The organism is Pseudomonas sp. ICMP 561, from assembly GCF_002699985.1.
Lineage (GTDB): Bacteria > Pseudomonadota > Gammaproteobacteria > Pseudomonadales > Pseudomonadaceae > Aquipseudomonas > Aquipseudomonas quasicaspiana.
The window spans coordinates 377,847-395,959 of record NZ_LKBT01000001.1 but is presented as its reverse complement, the minus strand read 5'-3'; the positions used below and the strand labels follow the sequence as shown (position 1 = coordinate 395,959).

At 57.7% G+C, this 18,113-nt stretch carries 18 protein-coding genes and 1 pseudogene; 13 read left to right on the top strand and 6 right to left on the bottom strand.

Annotation, left to right across the window (positions count from 1 at the left end; all coding sequences use genetic code 11):
- Positions 1 to 118: 118 nt before the first annotated feature.
- The 6 genes and pseudogenes from AO242_RS30020 to AO242_RS01830 all read right to left on the bottom strand — a co-directional run.
- A pseudogene (locus tag AO242_RS30020) lies at positions 119 to 1,099 on the bottom strand (methyl-accepting chemotaxis protein); the annotation flags it as partial.
- Positions 1,100 to 1,704: 605 nt separating this feature from the next.
- Positions 1,705 to 2,892, bottom strand: a complete 1,188-nt coding sequence (locus tag AO242_RS01850; RefSeq protein ID WP_099267432.1) for an acyl-CoA dehydrogenase family protein — start codon at positions 2,890 to 2,892, stop codon at positions 1,705 to 1,707.
- Positions 2,893 to 3,004: 112 nt separating this feature from the next.
- Positions 3,005 to 4,357 (bottom strand): LLM class flavin-dependent oxidoreductase, encoded by a 1,353-nt coding sequence (locus AO242_RS01845; protein WP_099267431.1) that lies wholly within the window; start codon positions 4,355 to 4,357, stop codon positions 3,005 to 3,007.
- Between the two features lie 39 nt (positions 4,358 to 4,396).
- On the bottom strand, positions 4,397 to 5,377 hold the full coding sequence (locus AO242_RS01840) for an ABC transporter substrate-binding protein (protein ID WP_099267430.1): 981 nt from the start codon (positions 5,375 to 5,377) through the stop codon (positions 4,397 to 4,399).
- Between the two features lie 83 nt (positions 5,378 to 5,460).
- A complete protein-coding gene (locus AO242_RS01835; protein WP_099267429.1) occupies positions 5,461 to 7,044 on the bottom strand; it encodes a rhodanese homology domain-containing protein in 1,584 nt (527 codons plus the stop codon).
- Complete coding sequence (locus AO242_RS01830; protein ID WP_027902340.1) at positions 7,041 to 7,664, bottom strand: cysteine dioxygenase; 624 nt, start codon at positions 7,662 to 7,664, stop codon at positions 7,041 to 7,043. The genes AO242_RS01835 and AO242_RS01830 overlap by 4 nt, the downstream gene beginning before the upstream one ends.
- 318 nt (positions 7,665 to 7,982) lie before the next feature.
- On the opposite strand from AO242_RS01830, the gene AO242_RS01825 reads away from it, so the two are divergent.
- The 13 genes from AO242_RS01825 to hrpT all read left to right on the top strand — a co-directional run bounded on the left by AO242_RS01825 (position 7,983) and on the right by hrpT (position 18,112).
- The gene (locus tag AO242_RS01825) at positions 7,983 to 8,888 is read left to right on the top strand and encodes a LysR family transcriptional regulator (RefSeq protein ID WP_099267428.1); all 906 of its coding nucleotides are present in this window, start codon (positions 7,983 to 7,985) and stop codon (positions 8,886 to 8,888) included.
- A gap of 387 nt (positions 8,889 to 9,275) precedes the next feature.
- On the top strand, positions 9,276 to 9,617 hold the full coding sequence (locus AO242_RS01820) for a Rap1a/Tai family immunity protein (RefSeq protein ID WP_099267427.1): 342 nt from the start codon (positions 9,276 to 9,278) through the stop codon (positions 9,615 to 9,617).
- A 533-nt stretch (positions 9,618 to 10,150) separates the two neighbouring features.
- A complete protein-coding gene (locus tag AO242_RS01815) occupies positions 10,151 to 11,059 on the top strand; it encodes a sigma 54-interacting transcriptional regulator (RefSeq protein ID WP_099267426.1) in 909 nt (302 codons plus the stop codon).
- A 249-nt stretch (positions 11,060 to 11,308) separates the two neighbouring features.
- The gene (locus AO242_RS01810; protein WP_027902343.1) at positions 11,309 to 11,587 is read left to right on the top strand and encodes a hypothetical protein; all 279 of its coding nucleotides are present in this window, start codon (positions 11,309 to 11,311) and stop codon (positions 11,585 to 11,587) included.
- A 91-nt stretch (positions 11,588 to 11,678) separates the two neighbouring features.
- Positions 11,679 to 12,743, top strand: a complete 1,065-nt coding sequence (locus tag AO242_RS01805) for a hypothetical protein (protein ID WP_099267425.1) — start codon at positions 11,679 to 11,681, stop codon at positions 12,741 to 12,743.
- A 20-nt stretch (positions 12,744 to 12,763) separates the two neighbouring features.
- On the top strand, positions 12,764 to 13,132 hold the full coding sequence (gene sctI, locus AO242_RS01800; RefSeq protein ID WP_049827154.1) for a type III secretion system inner rod subunit SctI: 369 nt from the start codon (positions 12,764 to 12,766) through the stop codon (positions 13,130 to 13,132).
- Positions 13,133 to 13,143: 11 nt separating this feature from the next.
- Positions 13,144 to 13,974: a type III secretion system inner membrane ring lipoprotein SctJ gene (sctJ, locus tag AO242_RS01795; protein WP_099267522.1), complete on the top strand. Its 831-nt coding sequence runs from the start codon at positions 13,144 to 13,146 to the stop codon at positions 13,972 to 13,974.
- Complete coding sequence (locus AO242_RS01790; RefSeq protein ID WP_099267424.1) at positions 13,971 to 14,537, top strand: hypothetical protein; 567 nt, start codon at positions 13,971 to 13,973, stop codon at positions 14,535 to 14,537. The genes sctJ and AO242_RS01790 overlap by 4 nt, the downstream gene beginning before the upstream one ends.
- Positions 14,509 to 15,081, top strand: a complete 573-nt coding sequence (sctL, locus tag AO242_RS01785) for a type III secretion system stator protein SctL (protein ID WP_099267423.1) — start codon at positions 14,509 to 14,511, stop codon at positions 15,079 to 15,081. The genes AO242_RS01790 and sctL overlap by 29 nt, the downstream gene beginning before the upstream one ends.
- 78 nt (positions 15,082 to 15,159) lie before the next feature.
- Positions 15,160 to 15,381 (top strand): hypothetical protein, encoded by a 222-nt coding sequence (locus AO242_RS01780; protein WP_049827156.1) that lies wholly within the window; start codon positions 15,160 to 15,162, stop codon positions 15,379 to 15,381.
- Complete coding sequence (locus AO242_RS01775; RefSeq protein ID WP_049827157.1) at positions 15,368 to 15,811, top strand: hypothetical protein; 444 nt, start codon at positions 15,368 to 15,370, stop codon at positions 15,809 to 15,811. Before AO242_RS01780 ends, AO242_RS01775 begins: the two co-directional genes overlap by 14 nt.
- Before the next feature lie 22 nt (positions 15,812 to 15,833).
- The gene (sctC, locus tag AO242_RS01770) at positions 15,834 to 17,912 is read left to right on the top strand and encodes a type III secretion system outer membrane ring subunit SctC (protein ID WP_373562186.1); all 2,079 of its coding nucleotides are present in this window, start codon (positions 15,834 to 15,836) and stop codon (positions 17,910 to 17,912) included.
- Entirely contained in the window at positions 17,909 to 18,112 is a 204-nt protein-coding gene (gene hrpT / locus AO242_RS01765) for an HrpT family type III secretion system protein (protein WP_027902348.1), read from the top strand. The genes sctC and hrpT overlap by 4 nt, the downstream gene beginning before the upstream one ends.
- The last annotated feature ends 1 nt before the right edge of the window (position 18,113 follow it).

Here is an 18,113-nt window from a genome sequence, read left to right as displayed (position 1 = left end):
ATTTTTGGCTCTGGACACCGCTGCTCGTTTGCTCGGTCACGGCAGACAACTGCTCTGCAGCGCTTGCGATCTGCACGACACCGTCCTTGAGACCGCCGATCAAGCCCCTTAGCTTGACGGTCATTTTTTGCATGGTGTTTTCAAGTCGGCCCAGTTCGTCTCGGCGATCGGAAATCTGATCGTGAGTGAGATCGCCGTTGGCGACGCGTTCAGCGACAGCCAGGGTCTTCAACAGAGGAGTAACGATAAGGCGAGTAATAATCCAGGCTGCAAGGGCACTTACAATCAAAGCGATAACCAGACCAATGATGAGCAAGTCTCTAGATTGCGCAAGGTCCTGCAGGCGCAAGGTTGTCTGATTTTTTGTAAGCTCATCGGCCGCGGCGAACAGTATTTTGATGTCTTTGGAAATATTCGCCTGAGACTCGGTGATCTTTGCCTGAGCATCAGAAAACTGCTGCACGGTACTTTGATAAGCCTTCAGCGACGTGCCTATACTTTGAAGCGTCTCTGCCGGAAGCCCTGACCCTTTCAGGCTTTCGATGAAGCGTATGACTTCAGCTATGGATTCCTTGGCTTGCCGCTCAGCGTCTGTATTCAACGTATACGTGTAACCCCTGACATCAAAGCGCATGCGCTGAAACAAGGCACGGGCACGTGTCACGCTGTCACGCATGGCGGCATCGCCCGTTTCAGCGTTGGCGAAGACGTTCAAGCGTTCGAGATTTTTTGCCGCATCTTCGGCATGGTTGCCAAATACTTCCCGTGTTGCCTCTCGTGCGTTTGTGGCCTTGACGACTGCATCGTATTGAACACGATAGTCTTTCAATCCATCACTGGCAGCGTTGAGGTGGGGGACGTTGAGGGCGGAGCTGAACATCGGACGGGCGTACTCGAGATGCCGGTCCAGATTATCCACGGCTTTTAACCAGCTGGCGGCTCGCTCGTTGTCAGGCGTGATGATGTAGGCAAGTCGCTCAATACGTATATCTCTGGTCAAGGAACCGAGCTTGCCGATGTCATCGATTCTCTGGCTTCGTTCGCCCATTTCCTTGATACCCGACCAGCCTGCCGCGGCGATGAGTACGGTGAGCAGCATGACCATGCCAAAGCCCAGTGCAAGCTTGGTATGAACGGCTATATTCGAAAGCCCGCGATGAATCATTTTCAGCATGAATAATGCTCCGAGTACTTTTAGAAATACGGTATGAGGCTGCTCCTTGCCAATAGTCCAGTTGGAGTTTTATCGGTGGCGGTTTGAGAAACTTTAATAAAAGATTGATAACTTTAAGATAATATTTATTACAGTTTTAGCGACGGATAAATACAACTGAAACTGCAATGAGTTCATTGGTTTTAAAAATATTTTTTTGAGGCGTAAGGTGCAGCCTTGGCGGCACCCCGCAAAAAAAGAAGTTGTACGATCACTGTTTGGGGTGGGGATTTCTATAGGCAATATAGAAATTATTCATGGCTTGAAATAAACCGAAGTATTAATTGGGAACTTGCAGGATACGCCCGTATCTCAGTACACATTTTTAATGTGTTTTAGTCGTAGTTATTAGATCTGTGAATACCCTGGAACGCTGCTAACAGGGCTCGGCCTCTGAGCGCCGATTTAAACACCTCTTGCAACGTTCAGGGCGTTTGACGTCGTCCAACGTTCCATTCAGGGGGCAGGCCAGACGCAGAACAATTCCTCACCTACCGATTCGCTTTCTCCCGCTCTGCAAACACCGCCTTGCCGACGCCTGTCAACGTCACGTCATTCTGTGGTGTGTGAATCCGTGCGCACAGCACATTGCGCAGGTGGCGCTGCAACGGGTTGCTGCGCGACAGGCCAGGGTTGCCCGCTGCTTCTATCGCCAGCTCCACGGCGCGAATAGCGTTGGTTGTCACGAGGTATTTGATCTGCGCAGCATGGGCTGGCGGGGTCAGCCCCGTGGCAGCCGATTGCAGCAGGCTGTGGTTGTTGAACAGCAATGTATCGATTTCACCGACTACTTCCTGAAAGCGCGGCAAGGTCGATAACGCGGCACCGAGGTTGGACGGTTTACGCTCTTCCAGCCACTGCACGAACCAGTTGCGCGCCGAGCGGGCGACGCCGTCGTAGACCGAGGACAGCAAGACCGACATCCACATGAAGCCTGCCGGGTCGAGCTCTGCCTGCGGTGCACTCCATGGGCTGACGCTGACGGCGTGTTCCAGTGGCACCAATACGTCTTCAAAGATCACTTCATGGCTGCACGTGGCACGCATGCCCAAGTGGTCCCAGTCTTCGACGATTCGAATGCCTGGCGTGTCCTTGTGTACCAGCCAGGCACCCACCAAAGGATCGGCATCGTCGCTGCGCGCCCAGACGTTGTACCAGGTCAGGCCATGGCTGCCGGTGGAGTAAATCTTGCTGCCGCTGATGCGCCAGCCCTCGGTGGTACGCCTCGCCGTAGTCGCAGGCAGACCTCCGCGAGCAGGGGTGCCAAGATCGGGTTCTACGCGCAGAGAGTTGATCAACGCGCCATCGCGCACCGCTTCTTTGGCCACTTGCAGACGCAGATGCTCCGGCCAGCTTTTGCTCTGCTGCAGGCGTGCATGCTGGATGTATTGCATGACCAGAATCAACGCCGTGGATGGCTCGCCCTGAGCGACAGCGCTGATGGCTTGCAGCGCTTGAGGCAAATCAGCACCGCCGCCGCCCAGCTCAATCGGTACGGTCAGGGCGAGCAAACCGTGCTCGTGTAATAAGCGAAAGTTCTCATGGGGAAACTCGCCGCTGTCGTCATAGCGTTCGGCGGTTGCGGCCAGGGCGGCGGTGATTGAGGTCAGCCGCGCGGTGAAAGCCTCGGCGGATTCGATGTCGCTGGCGGCAACGGGGCGAAGGGGAAATACGCTCATTGATGGGGTTTCCTTTATGTACTTGTTGGAGCGAGGCTTGCCCGCGAAGCTGTCACCGCGGTACGTCAGCTATCTCGGGTACCGTTCAGACCAAGCCTCGCTCCAACAGGAGTCAGGCCAGCTCCGCAGCCTCTTCCAGCTGCGCGTAGCGGTTTTGCGGCACTTGCAGATTGAAGTGCTCGCGTAAGGTCGAACCGGTGTATTCGCTGCGAAACAAACCTCGTTGTTGCAAGACCGGAACCACCAGTTCCGCGAAGTACTGCAAGCCATCCGGCAGCAGCGAGTTGATGATGAAACCATCTGCCGCTTCGTGTTCGAACCAGGTCTGAATGGTGTCGGCAACCTGCTCGGGCGTGCCGACGAATTCGCGGCGTGGTCGGGAGAAGAACAGCGCCACTTCGCGCAGGGTCAGGCCTTCATCCTTCGCCAGTTGTTTGATCCGGTCCGAACCGCCTTTCTGGCTGTTGGAACCCAGGTCGCCCAACTCAGGGAATGGCGCGTCCAGCGGGTATTGGCTGAAGTCGTGATCATTGAACGGACGGCCCAGCGCGACGATGGCGTCTTCGATGCTCACCAGCTCCACGGCCTGCTGATAACGGCTTTCAACTTCTGCTTCATCGCGGCCGACGATAGGGCGGATGCCCGGCAAAATCGACAAGTCCAATGGGTTACGCCCAAAGCCCGCCGCACGTTTTTTCAGGTCCCGGTAGTAAGCCTGTGCCTCTTCCAGCGACTCGGCATGGACGAAGATCGCATCTGAATATTCGGCTGCGAAGTTGCGTCCGTCCTCGGATGTTCCTGCCTGGAAAATCAGCGGATGGCCTTGTTTCGAGCGGGCGATATTCAGCGGGCCTTTGACCGAGAAAAACTCGCCTTTGTGGTTCAGGGCATGCAGTTTGCCGGGTGTGAAAAACTCACCGGTTTTTTTGTTACGGGCAAAGGCGTCGTCTTCCCAGGAATCCCACAAGCCTTTGACCACTGAGACGTGCTCCTTGGCAATGCGATAGCGCACGGGATGCGGCGGGTGTTCGCCCTTACTGAAGTTGTCGGCAGTACCGCTGAGCCATGACGTGACGACGTTCCAGCCAGCACGGCCACCGCTGATGTGATCCAGCGAAGAGATTTGCCGCGCCACCTGAAACGGTTCGGTGTAGCTCACGGTGACGGTAGCCACCAGACCGATATTTTCCGTGGTCGCGGCCAGTGCCGAGAGAATGGTCAGCGGCTCGAAGCGGTTGAGGTAATGCGGGCTGGATTTCTCGTGGATGTGCAGGCTGTCAGCGATGAACACGAAATCAAATTTGGCCGCTTCTGCCAGTTTCGCCTGCTGCTTGTAATAACCGAAATTAACGCTGGCATCTGCCAATGCGTTCGGGTGACGCCATTCGCCCCAGCCGTGACCGACACCGTGGACCATTGCGCCTAGCTTCAATTGACGTGGCTCTTTTTGACGAGGCTTACTCATGAGCGTGCTCCTGAATCTGAAAATAGGATTGCGTGAGAGTTAGTGAGCGGCTGTTTGCACAACTTGAGCACGCGAAGCGTTGAAGCTTTTGTCGAAGCCTTTTGAGACGTCGATCGATTTGGTCAGGATGCCTTCCTGTTGGTAAATATCAGCGGTGGCTTGCAAGCCCTTGATGACGTTGTCGTCGATCTCTACCCGGTTCATTTTGGTGGCGTTGGCAATTTCCAGATGAACCTCGATTGGCAGGCCGGTGATCGCAGCCTGAGCCTTGGCGTACTCGGCAGGGTGGGTGTTGCTCCACAGATAGGCGCGCTCGACCCGTGCCACGAAGTCATCGAGTTGCACGCGTTTTTCAGCGATGGCCTTGCTGGTCGCGGCCAGGTACAGGTGATTGCTCAACAGCTCGCTGCCACTGACCAGTACCCGGTCATGGCTCTGGGTGGTGGCTACTGTGGTGTACGGGGCCCAGGTGGCCCAGGCATCGGCTCCGCCGCTGGACAACAGAATGCGCGATTCACCCGGCAGCAGGTTGATGAAGGTGACATCGCTGGTTTTCAGGCCTGCCTGACGCAAGGCCCTGATTGCCAGATAGTGGCCGATGGAGCCGCGTCCGGTAACGATGCGCTTGCCCTTGAGATCGGCGACGGTCTTGATCGGTGAGTCTTTGGGCACCAGCAACGCGGTGGTGAAACGGCCTTCGGCATGGGTAATACTGACGACTTTCAGGGGCGCGCCAGCACCCAGCGCAAACACGTAGGGCGCATCGCCTAATGCGCCAATATCAACGGCACCTGCGTTCAATGCCTCACCCAAGGGGGCGGCAGAAGGGAATTCGGAAAACCTGATTTCGTAAGGCACGTTTTTCAGTTCGCCGGAGACTTGCAGCAGGGCCTTGATCGTGGATTTCTGATTGGCGACCAGCAGCGGTTCGAGATCGGCCGCTATGGCCTGCTGGCCAAGGGTTACGCTCAACAGAGCGCCCAGCAGCAGTTGCTTGAAATTAAAGGTGTTCAACAACATGGGTGTATCTCCAGGCTAATAGAGTGCTGGCAAGGACCTCCGCCTGGAGGGGTCGGTCCTGCTTACAGAGGCGTTAACATCTTCTAGATCACATGAAACCCATGCGTACCGTCACGGGCGAGCTGGTCCACCAGACCGAACTCCCAGTCCAGATAGGCCTGCATGGCTTCGCGTGGTGCATCGGTGCCCTCATACGGGCGGCGATAGCGATCAATGCGCGGCGAGGCCAATTGGCTTTCGCCGGTTTCCAGTGGCAGACCAGCCTTGATCCAACTGGCGGTGCCGTCCTTGAGCAGGAACACCTGCTTGCCGGTCAGGGCTTCAACTTCTGGCACGGCAAGACGCGCGAGTTTGCTGCTGCCGCAGGTCAAAACGTAGCGCTCGGTTTTAGGGATTTTGTGCAGCGCATCTTGCAACTGCGCGCGTAAGGTCCACCATGCACCGGGAATATGCTGCTTGACGTAGTTGGCGCTGGCCGTGAAATCCAGCACTGCGACGTCCCCATGCTGCTGCCATTCGGCGAGGGTATGCGGGCTGATTTCTTCCACTTGTAGAGGCGCAGGAATCGGGGCGTTCCAGTCCCCTTGTTCGCTGAAGTCGCTGGCTTGCAGGTCGTCGACCACAAACACTTCCCAGCCCAGTTGGGCCAGCCAGGACGCCGACATGTTGGCGCGTACGCCGTCGTCGTCCACCAGCACCAGACGCGCACCGCGCACGCTGGCGTAGTGATCGGTTTCCTGAACCAGTTGGCCGCCCGGGGTTGAGCGCGCGTGGGGTAAATGGCCTTTGGCAAATTCTTCCGGCGTGCGCACATCCAGCAAGTAAGTGGTGCGCGATGGGTCTGCTTGCCAATTGCTCAGCTCGGCGCGGCTTGCACGGCGCACGCCAGCCTTGTCGGCCACGCGGCGGGCGTCGGCACCGGCCACTTCACGGGTGTCGTCGCTGACGGCGGCAAAGCGACGAGCCTGGCCATGATCGAGTGTTTGACCCGCCAGCAGCCAGCCAATGGTGCCGTTACGCAGAGCGCTCACCTGATTGGGAATACCGGCGTTAACCAGCGATTGGGTGCCGATAATGCTACGGGTACGGCCCGCGCAATTGACGATGATGCGGGTGTTCGGGTCCGGCGCCAGTTCGCGAGCACGCAGCACCAGTTCAGCTCCGGGCACACTGATCCCGCTGGGGATGCTCATGGTCTGGTATTCGTCGTAGCGACGTGCGTCGAGCACCACCACGTCAGCTTTGGATTCCAGTAATTGCAGCACTTCTTCAGCCGCCAGCGAAGGCGTATGGCGATGATGTTCAACCAGTTCGCCGAAGGCTTTGCTGGGCACGTTGACGTCGATGAACAGCTCGCCGCCGGCCTCACGCCAGCCTTGCAGGCCACCCTCAAGCAGTTTTACATCGCTGTAACCCAATGCCTGTAAACGCTCAACGGCGCGCTGAGCCAGACCTTCGCCGTTGTCGTAGACCGTCACGGCGGTGTCGAGGCGCGGGATGCGCGACAACACTTCCAGCTCAAGTTTGGACAGCGGGATATTGGCCGCGAACAAAGGGTGCGCTTCGGCGAAGGGTGCTTCCTCGCGAACGTCGACCAGGGCGAGTTCTTCATGAGCCAGCAGCGCCTGGCGGATATCGGCGAAGGAGCGAGTGTTCAACTGAGTCATTGTGCGTGGCTCTCTTTGGCAGGGCTCTCTTTGGACAGATCCCAGATGTTGGGCAGAAAGGCGTTGGAATAGCCGGAGATAAACAGTTTTTCGGTGCCGTCGGGCTGATACACCGCACGCCGCACTGCGCCGATGTTGGCGCCATAAACGTGGATGCTGATCGAGACCTGATCGCTGAAGGCATTGCTGACCTGATGCACGTCATTGCTGCGAGGCGACAGGGCTTCCACATGACCGGGTTCGAGGCGAATCGCCTGGCCTTCTTTTTCCAGTCGACCATCCGGGCTGCGGGCAAAGCCTTGGGAGTATTCAGCGCCACGTAACATGCCGATCAAGCCCCACACGCGGTGGTCGTGAATCGGCGTGCTTTGGCCGGGGCCCCAGACGAAACTGACAATCGAAAAGCGCTGCCGTGAGTCGGCGTGCAGAAGGAACTGTTGATAACGCTCGGGGCTGGGAATGGCGTACTCGTCCGGCAGCCAGTCGTCGTAGCTGACCAGTTGCCCCAGCAGCTTGCCGCCACGATGCAGCAGATCACCCTCGCGAGGATTGCTGTCGATCAGCTCGGCCAGTGCGCCAATGAATTCTCTTAGCCGTTCGGGATGTCGTGTGTGCGTCATGTCTATACCAGCGCCAGGTTAATGCGTGGCTTAATATAAACATAATGGCTTAGTCTAATATGCGATTATTTTATGATTAGGTTATAACCAAAGGTGCTGAGAAAGTTATTCCGTGAGCAGTGTCTATCTTGAGCTATTTGTCGAACGCCAAATCGCAATCGCGGGCAAGCGCGCTCCTACCCACCGTAATATCTAAGCGCGCTGGCCCGCGATGGCGTTGGTATGGCCAATGCAGAAATCTGCCGCCGCTATCCAAAAACCGCAAATCCCACTATGATTTTCGCCTATCTCTCCTCTGTCTCTTTATGTGCGGTCCGAATGAAAATTGATGATATCGATGCCTTTGTGGCGGTGATTCGTTGCCAGTCGATCAGCCATGCGGCGCAGTCCCTGGACCTGACCCAACCGGCGATTACTCGGCGGGTACAGAATTTCGAGCAGGCGTTGGGCGTCGAGTTGTTCGACCGCAACACCAAACCGCTCAAGCCGACGCAGATGGGTAATCAGGTGTATCAGCGTTGTCTGTCGATCCTCCGTGAGATGGATGCCTTGCGTGAGCTGGTTGCCAGCGATACACCGCCGAGCGGTCTGCTGCGTCTGGGCGTGCCGCAAACTATTGGTGACGTGGTGCTGCTGGATGCCCTCAAGCAGCTGCGCGGTGAGTACCCGGATTTGCGTGCGCAGGTGTCCACCGGCTGGGGCAGTAACCTGGTCAGCAAAATCGAGAACGGCGAACTGGATGCCGCCGCGGCGTTGTTCCCGGCGGGCAAGATTTTCCCGGAAAACATCATTGGCGAGTCCATCGGCAAGATGGAACTGGTAGTGGTTTGTGCACGTTCTGCGTTGCCCAAAGGCTCGGTAAAACTGGCCGACTGTTATCAACAGGGTTGGGTGCTAAACCCTGATGGCTGTGGTTTTCGCGCCGGTTTGCAGCGTACCTTGTCGGATCAGGGCCTGAGCTTGAAGGTCAACCTGGAAACTTTCGGCACTGAACTCCAGTTGGGCCTCGTAGCCGACGGCATGGGTTTGGGACTGGTGCCACGCCCGTTGCTTGAACGCAGCATTCATCGCGAGCAACTGGCGGTGTTGCCAGTCAAGGACTTCAAGCCGGTTATGGATCTGTGGCTGATCTATCCGCGCTTTTTAGGCAACCTGCAAGGGCCGGTCAGTTCGTTTGGTGATCTGGTGGCGCGCTCTCTGAAGCAGGTTAAAGACGCCGCTTGATAACGGGCGCCTACCCGACAAATGCAAATCCTGTAGGAGATCGCCCGGTGTCCTTTACACCGAGCTGTCTCGCAGGACCGGCTTTAGCCGGGAGGACGTCAGTACATCCGCTAAACATCTATCGCCAGAAATAGTGTCCTCCCGGCTAAAGCCGGTCCTACGGGGTTGCGATCAATCTTTGGGCTTGTATAGGGGCGAGGGGATCCTCTCCAAAAAAATGTGCGCAATCGTGGAACCGTTTTTCAGGCACTGACCACTCAGCATTCAGATCACCACGGGATCGGACTGATGGCGGATGGCAGATTTCCCATTGCGCATGCTGTGCACAAGAACTCGCGTGCCCGCCATGGCGGTGTCTCCAGACGTCGTCTCCGGGGAAACCGTTTGATGCGTTCATTCTGCATGGGCGGGGCGTTGATGCTTGCTGGATTATGCGAGACAGTCCAAGGGGCATTTTTCAGCGGGCATGACCTGCAGGTATCGCTGCGCGAAATTCGCAAGGGGCAGCCGTTGAACCTGGCTCAGATGCAGGCATTGGGTTATGTCCAGGGTGTCTACGATGCCAATGCAGGCTTGTTGTTTTGCAGTCGGGAGGATGTCGATGCGGGGCAGGTGGTCAACGCTGTTAATGCCTACCTGTTCAACCATCCGGAATTGTTGAAACAGCCGGCCAGTGTAGGGCTCACTGCAGCGATGATTTCTCAATGGCCCTGTAGGCACAGGGGATAAAAGTGTTCAAATACTCTTATTCACTGACAGTGATACGATTTTATACCGTGATGTTAAGAGTCCGCGGATGGTGGCCATGTAAAAGCATATAAGTAATCACTGCGTGACAGTCTGATTGTGCTTGGAAACTTGCGGAAGATAAGTTATAGATAATAGCCATTCATAAAACTGTCACCTGCGACAGTTACGCTCGCCTGCCGTGTCGTAAAGAGCCCTGTCAGAGGTCGCTTTTGGTGATGCGGAAGGCTCTAGAGCGATGCTTTCAGAGAAGAATCGATATTAATTGCGCACTATATCGCGCACTGTTGAAATATAACTTTTATCTGAACTTCTGTTGTCTGTTTTTGTCTACGTTACGCAAGCTTTTTCAAACGACCTGTCCCCTCCAAATTCTCTTGCGGCTTTATGTTGAGAGTAGAAGTGTCCTTTGAAAATGGTACCACTTGAGTGATGCGACCTGAGTAGTTTGCCATTGCAAACTGCCTGTCAGGGGGTCGCGATACTGGATGTAAGTGCGAAGAGGGTACTCCAACATGGATAGACGCGAGTTTGAATCAGACCTGAAGGAAATTGCCTATTTCGGCGATTTCGTTGACTTGCAGTACCTGGCCACCAACATGGCCCCCCTGAATATTGATGTGCTGCTGGTTGGCGAAACAGGCACCGGCAAGGACACCCTGGCAAGGCAGATTTATCGTTTATCGCGAAGACGTGGTGCGTTCGTTGCGATGAACTGCGCGGCCATCCCGGAGAGCCTGGCCGAGAGCGAATTGTTTGGTGTGGTCAGCGGTGCTTACACCGGTGCGAGTAAATCGCGCAGTGGTTATGTCGAGGCTGCGCAGGGCGGTACGCTGTACCTGGATGAGATTGACAGCATGTCGCTGTCGTTACAGGCCAAGCTGCTGCGTGTGCTGGAAACCCGTGGCGTCGAACGCCTGGGGTCGACCGAGTTTATCCCCGTGGACATGTGCGTCATCACCTCTTCGCAACGCCCCCTTGAAGAGCTGGTTGAAGAGGGCACCTTTCGCCGCGATCTGTACTTTCGTCTCAGCGTGGTCAGCATCAAGATGCCGCCGCTGCGTGAGCGTCGCGAACAAATTATCCCGTTGTTCAATCGCTTCCTCGCCAAGCAGGCATCGCTGGTCGGTCGACCGGCCCCGGTAATGACTCCCGCGATGACTCAACAACTGCTTGCACACACCTGGCCGGGCAATATTCGTGAACTCAAATCCAGCGCCAAGCGCTCCGTACTGGGCTTCTCGCCGTTGGCTGAGCCTTGCTCGCCAGAGCCATTGCAGCTCAAGGCGCAGTTACGGGTCATTGAACGTATCCTCATTGATGAAGCCATGAAGCGCCATCAGCAAAGCGTAGAAGCGGCCAGCTTCGAACTGGGTATTCCGAGCCGCACGTTGTATCACCGCATCAAAAGCCTTTCAGTCTGACACCACGCTCTTTCCGGCTTACTTCCAATCCTGCCCTTACGTCTTCCCGGTTTTCTGACTGGCGCCAGGCAGCGGGTTTCTATGTCTCGCGCACCGTCCCGCGTTTCTCCCGCAGCCATCAGGACGCACAGTCCCCGGATTAAACGTGGAACTGCTTTCAACCTCATGCCCACTCATTGAACAGGACCGGCGCTTGAACCCTGCCGGGCCTAAGTTCCTACATCAATCATTCCGCTGAGGTGCAAGATTATGGAAAGCTTTTTCAACAGCATGAACAACATGGGCAACAGCTTTAGCAGCAACTTCAAAGCCGCTACTGCCGGCACCGACGGTGGCTACGAAAGCAACTCGGCAGAAAACGCCGGGCGCATGACTGATGCCACCGGGGCTGCGGACTCCAAAGTCACCAACGCGGGCATCAAGAAAATCGAGACCGACGCCAAGAACACCGTCGAGGCGATGAGCCAGGACAGCGACCTCAAGCACCTCAGTAACGTCGCTTCAACCGCCAAGGGGATCAATTACTGATCATTCTGGCGGTGGCTGTGTCCCCTCAGTGGAGGTGCGACATGGCCCCGCCCGCACTCTGGATGTCTGATTACAAAGAGGACGTATAGGCATGACCATTTCGATAAATCTTGAGAACAGTCGCCCGACCAGTTTCAGTAATGAGCAGCAGACGCGTAATTCTCACAATGCAGCAGGCGGTGGCCAACGCCCGCAGAGCACGGACGCTGCCCTTGACACGCTGGTCAAGTCGATGACCGATGGCAAAGGGCAGGTCAACAGCGAAAACCCACTGGTAAAACTGCTTACCCAACTGATGGAGAAGCTGGGATCGCAAAGCCAGGCTGCTGGCGGTCAGGGCTCTAGCGGTATGTCTGATCAAAAACCTGCTGCCGGTTCCGTGAAGGACATGAGTCCTGACGATCTTCTGAAACTGCTGAGCCAGTTGTTGGGCGGGAGCACCGGCAGTGCAGGCGGTGCAGGCAGTGCCGGTGCTGGCAACGGTTTTGGTGGCGGCAACGGTGGTGTGGGCGGCGGCGGTGCAGCTGGCGGTGGCGGCGATGCGCTTTCATCACTGCTCGGTGGACTGGCAGAGCAGAAGCTCGGCAGCGTGTTGGAGCCTGCGACGGATGGCTCAGGTGGCGCAACGTTCAAAAGCGAAGACAAAGCCCTGCTGCAAGATGTCGCTAACTTCATGGACCAGCATCCGGAGAAATTCGGATCGCCGGACAACGCTGACGGCAAGACCAAGTCATGGTCGGACGAACTCAACGAAACTGACAGCAGTGGCAAGGCGGACACTTTCCTTGACGGCGCTGAAGCATCCAAGTTTCAGGATGCTCTCGCCATGCTTGGCCAGGCTGCTGGCAGCGGCACAGCACCGGCTTCAGGCATGCTGGCCAATAGCGGAATCCCCCTTTCTCCGGATCAAGGCAGCGGCAGTGGTAGCGGTGGTGGAGGATTCGGTGGCGGTGGCGGTGCCGTGGGCGGTAGCGGCGGTTTCGGCGGCGGCAACGGGACGGTGACCATGGGCCTCGATGATCTGCTCAAGCTGTTGCAGGGGCAGGGTCAGGACGGCAATACCACTCAGGGTTCTGGTCCAAAGGCTCAGGATCAAGCGCTGCAGCAGGATGCCCAGAATACAGCCGGTTCGATCATGAACAAGCTGTTCAGCTGAAAACCGTGAAGGAGGTCGATATGACGATTGGGAAACTTGAAAACAGCTCGGCCTCCGCCACGGCGCTCAAGCCGGAAGTGGAGCTGGATAACCCTACGCAAGGCGATGCTGACTGGTTCAGGGCTGCCATGCAAAGGCCAGAGCCGACTCAGGGTGCGGGGGCTTTTTCGGAGCAGGTGATGGACCCGCTGACGCGCAAGGCTCTGTCTCTGGAGGATATGTCCAGGGACGCTGGCAAGGCGCTGCGCGAGGCGTCGCTGCATTCGGACCCCAAGAAGTTCATGGAAGCGACCCGGGCGCTGAGCGATTACTCTCTGCAAACGTCGTTGTCGGTGAAAATGATCAGCAAGGGTTCGCAAGCCTTGGACAAACTCACCAACATGCAGTGATGGGTGGGCTGATGAGGCATTTTCTGCAATACCTGAGCCTGATCGGGCTGGCGCTGATGCTGGGCGCTTGCGGTGATCAGATAGAACTGCACGGCAAGCTTTCTGAAAACGATGCCAATGATGTGATCGCCGAGTTGTCGAGCAAGAACATCGACGCCAGCAAGCGCAGCAACAAAGAAGGGGTCAGCGTTCTGCTGTCCGCCTCGGACATCAATCGAGCGGTGCGGGTGTTGGAGGCGGCGGGTCTGCCACGGCGCACGCGCACTAATCTGGGTGAAATCTTCAAGAAGGAAGGGGTGATCTCCACGCCTCTTGAAGAGCGCGCGCGTTATATCTATGCATTGTCACAAGAGCTGGAGTCGACGCTGTCGCAGATTGATGGCGTCATTGTCGCTCGCGTACACGTGGTGCTGCCAGAGCGGGTAGCGCCCGGCGAACCGGTACAGCCAGCCTCGGCAGCCGTGTTCATCAAACATGCTGCGAGCCTTGATCCGGATACCGTGTTGCCGCGAATCCGGCGGATGGTTGCCAGCAGTATTCCCGGCATGGCAGCGGCGGTGGATAACACCGAGAAACTGTCGGTGGTCTTCGTCAACGCACGTGCCTATCAAGAGGAGCAGGTTCTGGTTCATTACGGACCGTTCATGGTGCCAGAGCAGGAAGTCGACGCTCTCAAAGGCACGATGCTGGGTGGCGCGTTGGGGATTTTCTTTTTATTCGCGGGTTTGATTCTGTGGCTACGCCCGGCGTTACGCCAAAAATTGCTTGAGCTGGTGGGCATGCGTTCGGCACCCAGGGCGCCAGGTACCGCTGTTGGCCGGTTTGACGAGCGCGGGGCATGAGTCCGGCACTGGGGCAGCAGTGGCTGCAATGGTGGGCTCGGCCCTGGCAATGGGCTGACGCCAGTTGGTCTGAAGTGATAAGCGAACGACATTTGAGCGATGCCCAGTTTGCCTGGCTATCAGCGGTGCATCCTGATCGTCTGGGCGCTGCGTTCGGTGTTCAGGCGAGCAGCCCGTCGCGCCCGGACTCGATGATCGTCAGCTTGCTCGAAGCCGGCGAACATCGGGAGTCATTGCTCGCTGTTGTCGAGCATCTGTGCACGGCGCGGGCAACGCGACAGCTGCCGGATGAAAGTCTGCGGCCCTGGTGTCGCAGCGTGGCCAAGGCGTTACGGCCGGGCAGTTGGTTGCCTGACGAGCCTGTCGACCCTTTGCAATTGCTGGCTCAATGGCGCGGCGAAGCGCAATGGCAGCGGCTAAGGCTGCTTTGGCCGCGGGCAGTCGCAACCACCGTAACCGCATCACCCTGCGCCGAGCCCAAGCGTCTGGATATGCTCTGGCGCGCCGCGTTGCAACGTGTCCTGGAGGAACCTGATGTTCATTCGTCGCACGCTCAGTTTTGATGCTCCGCAGCCTGGCGTTGCCGAGCCATTGCTGCGCCGCGAATATTTCAGCGATGTGGTGCTCGCCAGTGAGCACCTTGCGCGTGCTCATATACAAGCAGAGGCTTTGCTCGCCGATGCACGGGCTCAGGGCGAGCAACTGCTGGCCGATGCTCAAGCGCAATTCTGGGATCGCGCCAATGCCATGCTGGAAGGCTGGGAGGCCGAACGGCAGGCTCAGCGTGAGGCGTTGGTCGAGCAGGCCCGGAGCCTGTTAAGCGAGACGCTGGCCAGTCTGCTGGGCACGCTGTCCGATGAAGAACGCGCATTGGCTCTGGTGCGCCAGATTGCCCAGAGCCAGACCCGTCCGGTGCGCGCCACATTGCGTTGCTCCGTGGACCTTCATGAATCGGTCGACGCTTGGTTGCAACAACAACCGCACACGCACTGGCAGCTCGAACGCGACACCGGCCTCGCTCCCGGTACGCTCTGGCTGAGCACTGAAAGCGGCGATTTCAGCCTCGACTGGGAACGGCTGCGTGAGCGCATTCTTGACCTGGCGTGATCATTCTCATCAGTGACGGAACCGTTCTGTCCGGCGTGACCACTCATCGATAGTCATCCCATTTCGAGAGAGTACGCCATGTCAACCAATGCCCTGGAAAGACGACTGGACAACAACTACGACCGAGCCAGCCGCAACTACGAATACGCGAGCGAAGCTGCCGCCGACGATCCTAGTGTCGAGAACATGCAGGCCATTTTCGAGGAAACCATGAACACCACTTCGGCCAACTTCGCGCTGACTCAAGCCTTGAGCGCGAAGCACGGCATGACCAAGTCGGTGCTCGATGGCTTCCAGTGAGTTGTACACCCAGCTAGAAGCCTGCCGCCGCGAGGCTGGCGGGCTTTTCGAATGCTGGGTGGACGGCGCCAGCATCCAGGTGCAAAACCGCGAAGGCGGCTTCTTCTGTCGTGTCGCACTGCCTGGGCGCATGGGCACACACAATGATCAGCTCGCCCCCCTGTTGCGCCTGGTCGAAGCCAGCCTGATGGGGGAAGACCCGATTGCCCTGGCTTATGACCGTCATAAGCAACGTGCCTGCCTGGTGCGTTGGTTGCCCCCCGATGTCGACACTGCGGCACTGGTCGCCACCGTTGAAAACCTGGCCAACCAGCAAGCCGCCTGGGCGCTGGTGCTCGCCGAACAGGCCCCGCGCAAAACGGCAGGCCGACCCGCCATGCCCGCGTCGCTGGGTCTGGGACTTCTGCACAGAGGATTGATGAATGGGTAAAACTGCCTGGACCTGCCTGCCGTTGATGGCCGCGATGCTCTGGGCTACGCCCACGTTTGCCGTCGTACCGGAACAATGGCGCGACACCCCGTATGCCTACGACGCCAAGAATGCGCCGTTGACGCAGGTCCTCAAGGACTTCGCCGAGAGTTTCGGCGTCAGTCTGGAGATGGAAGACATCAGCGGCACCGTCAACGGGCGGATGCGCAGCGAAAGCCCGGAGGCGTTTCTCGATCGCCTTGCGCTGGAGCATCAATTTCAGTGGTTCGTTTACAACAACAGCCTGTACATCAGTCCGCTTGATCAACAGCAATCCAAGCGTATCGAAGTGGATGAGAAGTCCGTCGATGACCTCAGCCAGGCATTGACCGATGTCGGCCTGCTCGATCCGCGCTTCGGCTGGGGCGCTTTGCCCGAGCAGGGTGTGGTGCTGGTGCGGGGCCCGCGTCGTTATGTCGAGTTGATCGAAGACTTCAGCAAAAAGCAGCAAAGCCGCGATGAAAAGCAGGAAGTCATCTATTTGCCGCTGCGCTACGCGAACGCTGCCGACCGACCGATCAAGTACCGCGGCGAAAGCCTGAAAGTCGATGGCGTTGCCACGTTGTTACGAAACCTGCTGGAACGTCGCTCCTCAATGGGCGGCGGGTTGACGTCTGATGCCCTGCGCACCGGCACGTTGCCCTTGGCAGGCATGGGTGGCATGAGCACGGGTTTCGGTGCCGATGCGAGTAATTTTCCGCAGCTGTTCGACGACTCTGTTGCGAGCAATTTCAGCGGCAAGAATTATGTGGCACCTACCGAAGGCGAGCGGCGTTCCTCGCGCTCACGCAATCACATTCGGGTCGAGGCGGACGTGCGCAACAACGCCGTGCTGATCTACGACGATCCCGAGCGGCGTTCGATCTACAAGGATCTGGTGGAGGAGCTGGACAAGCCCCGTAACGTGATCGAGATCGACGCCATCATTGTCGACGTTGATCGCAATTCGATGGATGAGTTGTCCAGCAACTGGGGGTTGAGCGCCGGTAATTTCAGCGGCGGCGCGAGCATCGCCGAGAACGGCCGCAGCTCGACAATGTATGTCCAGGATCGGGACAAATTCTTCCTGGGCCTGCGCGCACTGGAAGGTAAAGGATCGGCCACTATTATCGGCAATCCTTCGGTACTGACCCTGGAAAACCAGCCAGCGGTAATCGACTTTAGCCAGACCGAAATTCTTGAGGCTATCGGTGAGCGAGTTGCCAACTTCCAGCCGCTGACGGCGGGCACCAGTCTGCAGGTTATTCCGCGTTCTATCACGGCTTCCGGTGCCAAGGACCAGATGATTCAGATGGTCGTCGATATCGAGGACGGGCAGATTCAGGAGTCCAATATCCGCGCCGAGCAGCCTTCGGTGCGCCGCGGCAATGTCAGCACTCAGGCGGTCATTGCCGAGAAAGCCTCGCTGGTGGTGGGTGGTTTTCATGTCTATGAAAACAACGAGCGTCGCAAGAAAGTGCCTTACCTGAGCGCAATCCCGATTATTGGCAAATTGCTGTTCACGGCCAGCGAGCGCAGTGAGTCCAACCGCGAACGCTTGTTCATCCTGACGCCGCGCCTGATTGGTGACCAGGTGAACCCGATGCGCTACGTCGACTACGCCAATCCCAACCATGTGCAGGATCGTCTGGACAAGATCAAAAAGCGCCGCGAAGGCACCGAGCGACCGAACCGTACAGTGGTCACCAAGGCCTTGAGCGCGATGATTCAGGGGACTCTGCCTGCGGGCTTTACCGCCGCTGCCATACCGCTGCGTCCAGAGACGTTGTGCGATGGCAATCCTGACCTGCAACTCGATCCACGCCGTGCGCAATGGTATGCCGGTGATGCAGGGTTTGGCGTCGCTGTCGCGCTGGTGCGCAACACGTCCGATACGCCACAACGCGTTGATGAGGCCAGCTGTGGAGGTCGTTATGCGGTCGGCGTGAGCGTCTGGCCGAGTGCCTGGGTCCCGCCGGGTGGAGAGGCCGAGGTGTTCATTGCTTTGCGTCCACCCAAAGTCAACAGCGGCGCGCCGCAACGTCGTTCATTGCTCACTACTGTGGAGGTCAGCCAGCCATGAAAGCTGTCTTGCTCGCTTTGACCGTGATGTTGTTGGCCGGTTGCTCTTCCTTTGGCCACCGCGGGTGCGCCAAAGAGGCGTGTGACCGGCCTGTTTCCAACGACCGTGAGGTCGTTATCTGGTGGCCATCGGATATGCGCGACGGCCTCGGCCTGGGGGATGAACAGGCCGAATTCACTCGAGTGCCCTTGGAGGATTAAC

Bases quoted from the DNA above. Each gene is read 5' to 3' on its own strand.
- AO242_RS01775 (WP_049827157.1), top strand. From the start codon at position 15,368: ATGGCTTCCAGTGAGTTGTACACCCAGCTAGAAGCCTGCCGCCGCGAG.
- sctI (WP_049827154.1), top strand. From the start codon at position 12,764: ATGACGATTGGGAAACTTGAAAACAGCTCGGCCTCCGCCACGGCGCTC.
- AO242_RS01790 (WP_099267424.1), top strand. From the start codon at position 13,971: ATGAGTCCGGCACTGGGGCAGCAGTGGCTGCAATGGTGGGCTCGGCCC.
- sctJ (WP_099267522.1), top strand. From the start codon at position 13,144: ATGAGGCATTTTCTGCAATACCTGAGCCTGATCGGGCTGGCGCTGATG.
- AO242_RS01805 (WP_099267425.1), top strand. From the start codon at position 11,679: ATGACCATTTCGATAAATCTTGAGAACAGTCGCCCGACCAGTTTCAGT.
- AO242_RS01810 (WP_027902343.1), top strand. From the start codon at position 11,309: ATGGAAAGCTTTTTCAACAGCATGAACAACATGGGCAACAGCTTTAGC.
- AO242_RS01845 (WP_099267431.1), bottom strand. From the start codon at position 4,357: ATGAGTAAGCCTCGTCAAAAAGAGCCACGTCAATTGAAGCTAGGCGCA.
- AO242_RS01850 (WP_099267432.1), bottom strand. From the start codon at position 2,892: ATGAGCGTATTTCCCCTTCGCCCCGTTGCCGCCAGCGACATCGAATCC.
- AO242_RS01825 (WP_099267428.1), top strand. From the start codon at position 7,983: ATGAAAATTGATGATATCGATGCCTTTGTGGCGGTGATTCGTTGCCAG.
- hrpT (WP_027902348.1), top strand. From the start codon at position 17,909: ATGAAAGCTGTCTTGCTCGCTTTGACCGTGATGTTGTTGGCCGGTTGC.
- sctL (WP_099267423.1), top strand. From the start codon at position 14,509: ATGTTCATTCGTCGCACGCTCAGTTTTGATGCTCCGCAGCCTGGCGTT.
- AO242_RS01830 (WP_027902340.1), bottom strand. From the start codon at position 7,664: ATGACGCACACACGACATCCCGAACGGCTAAGAGAATTCATTGGCGCA.
- AO242_RS01840 (WP_099267430.1), bottom strand. From the start codon at position 5,377: ATGTTGTTGAACACCTTTAATTTCAAGCAACTGCTGCTGGGCGCTCTG.
- AO242_RS01820 (WP_099267427.1), top strand. From the start codon at position 9,276: ATGCGTTCATTCTGCATGGGCGGGGCGTTGATGCTTGCTGGATTATGC.
- AO242_RS01835 (WP_099267429.1), bottom strand. From the start codon at position 7,044: ATGACTCAGTTGAACACTCGCTCCTTCGCCGATATCCGCCAGGCGCTG.
- AO242_RS01815 (WP_099267426.1), top strand. From the start codon at position 10,151: ATGGATAGACGCGAGTTTGAATCAGACCTGAAGGAAATTGCCTATTTC.
- AO242_RS01780 (WP_049827156.1), top strand. From the start codon at position 15,160: ATGTCAACCAATGCCCTGGAAAGACGACTGGACAACAACTACGACCGA.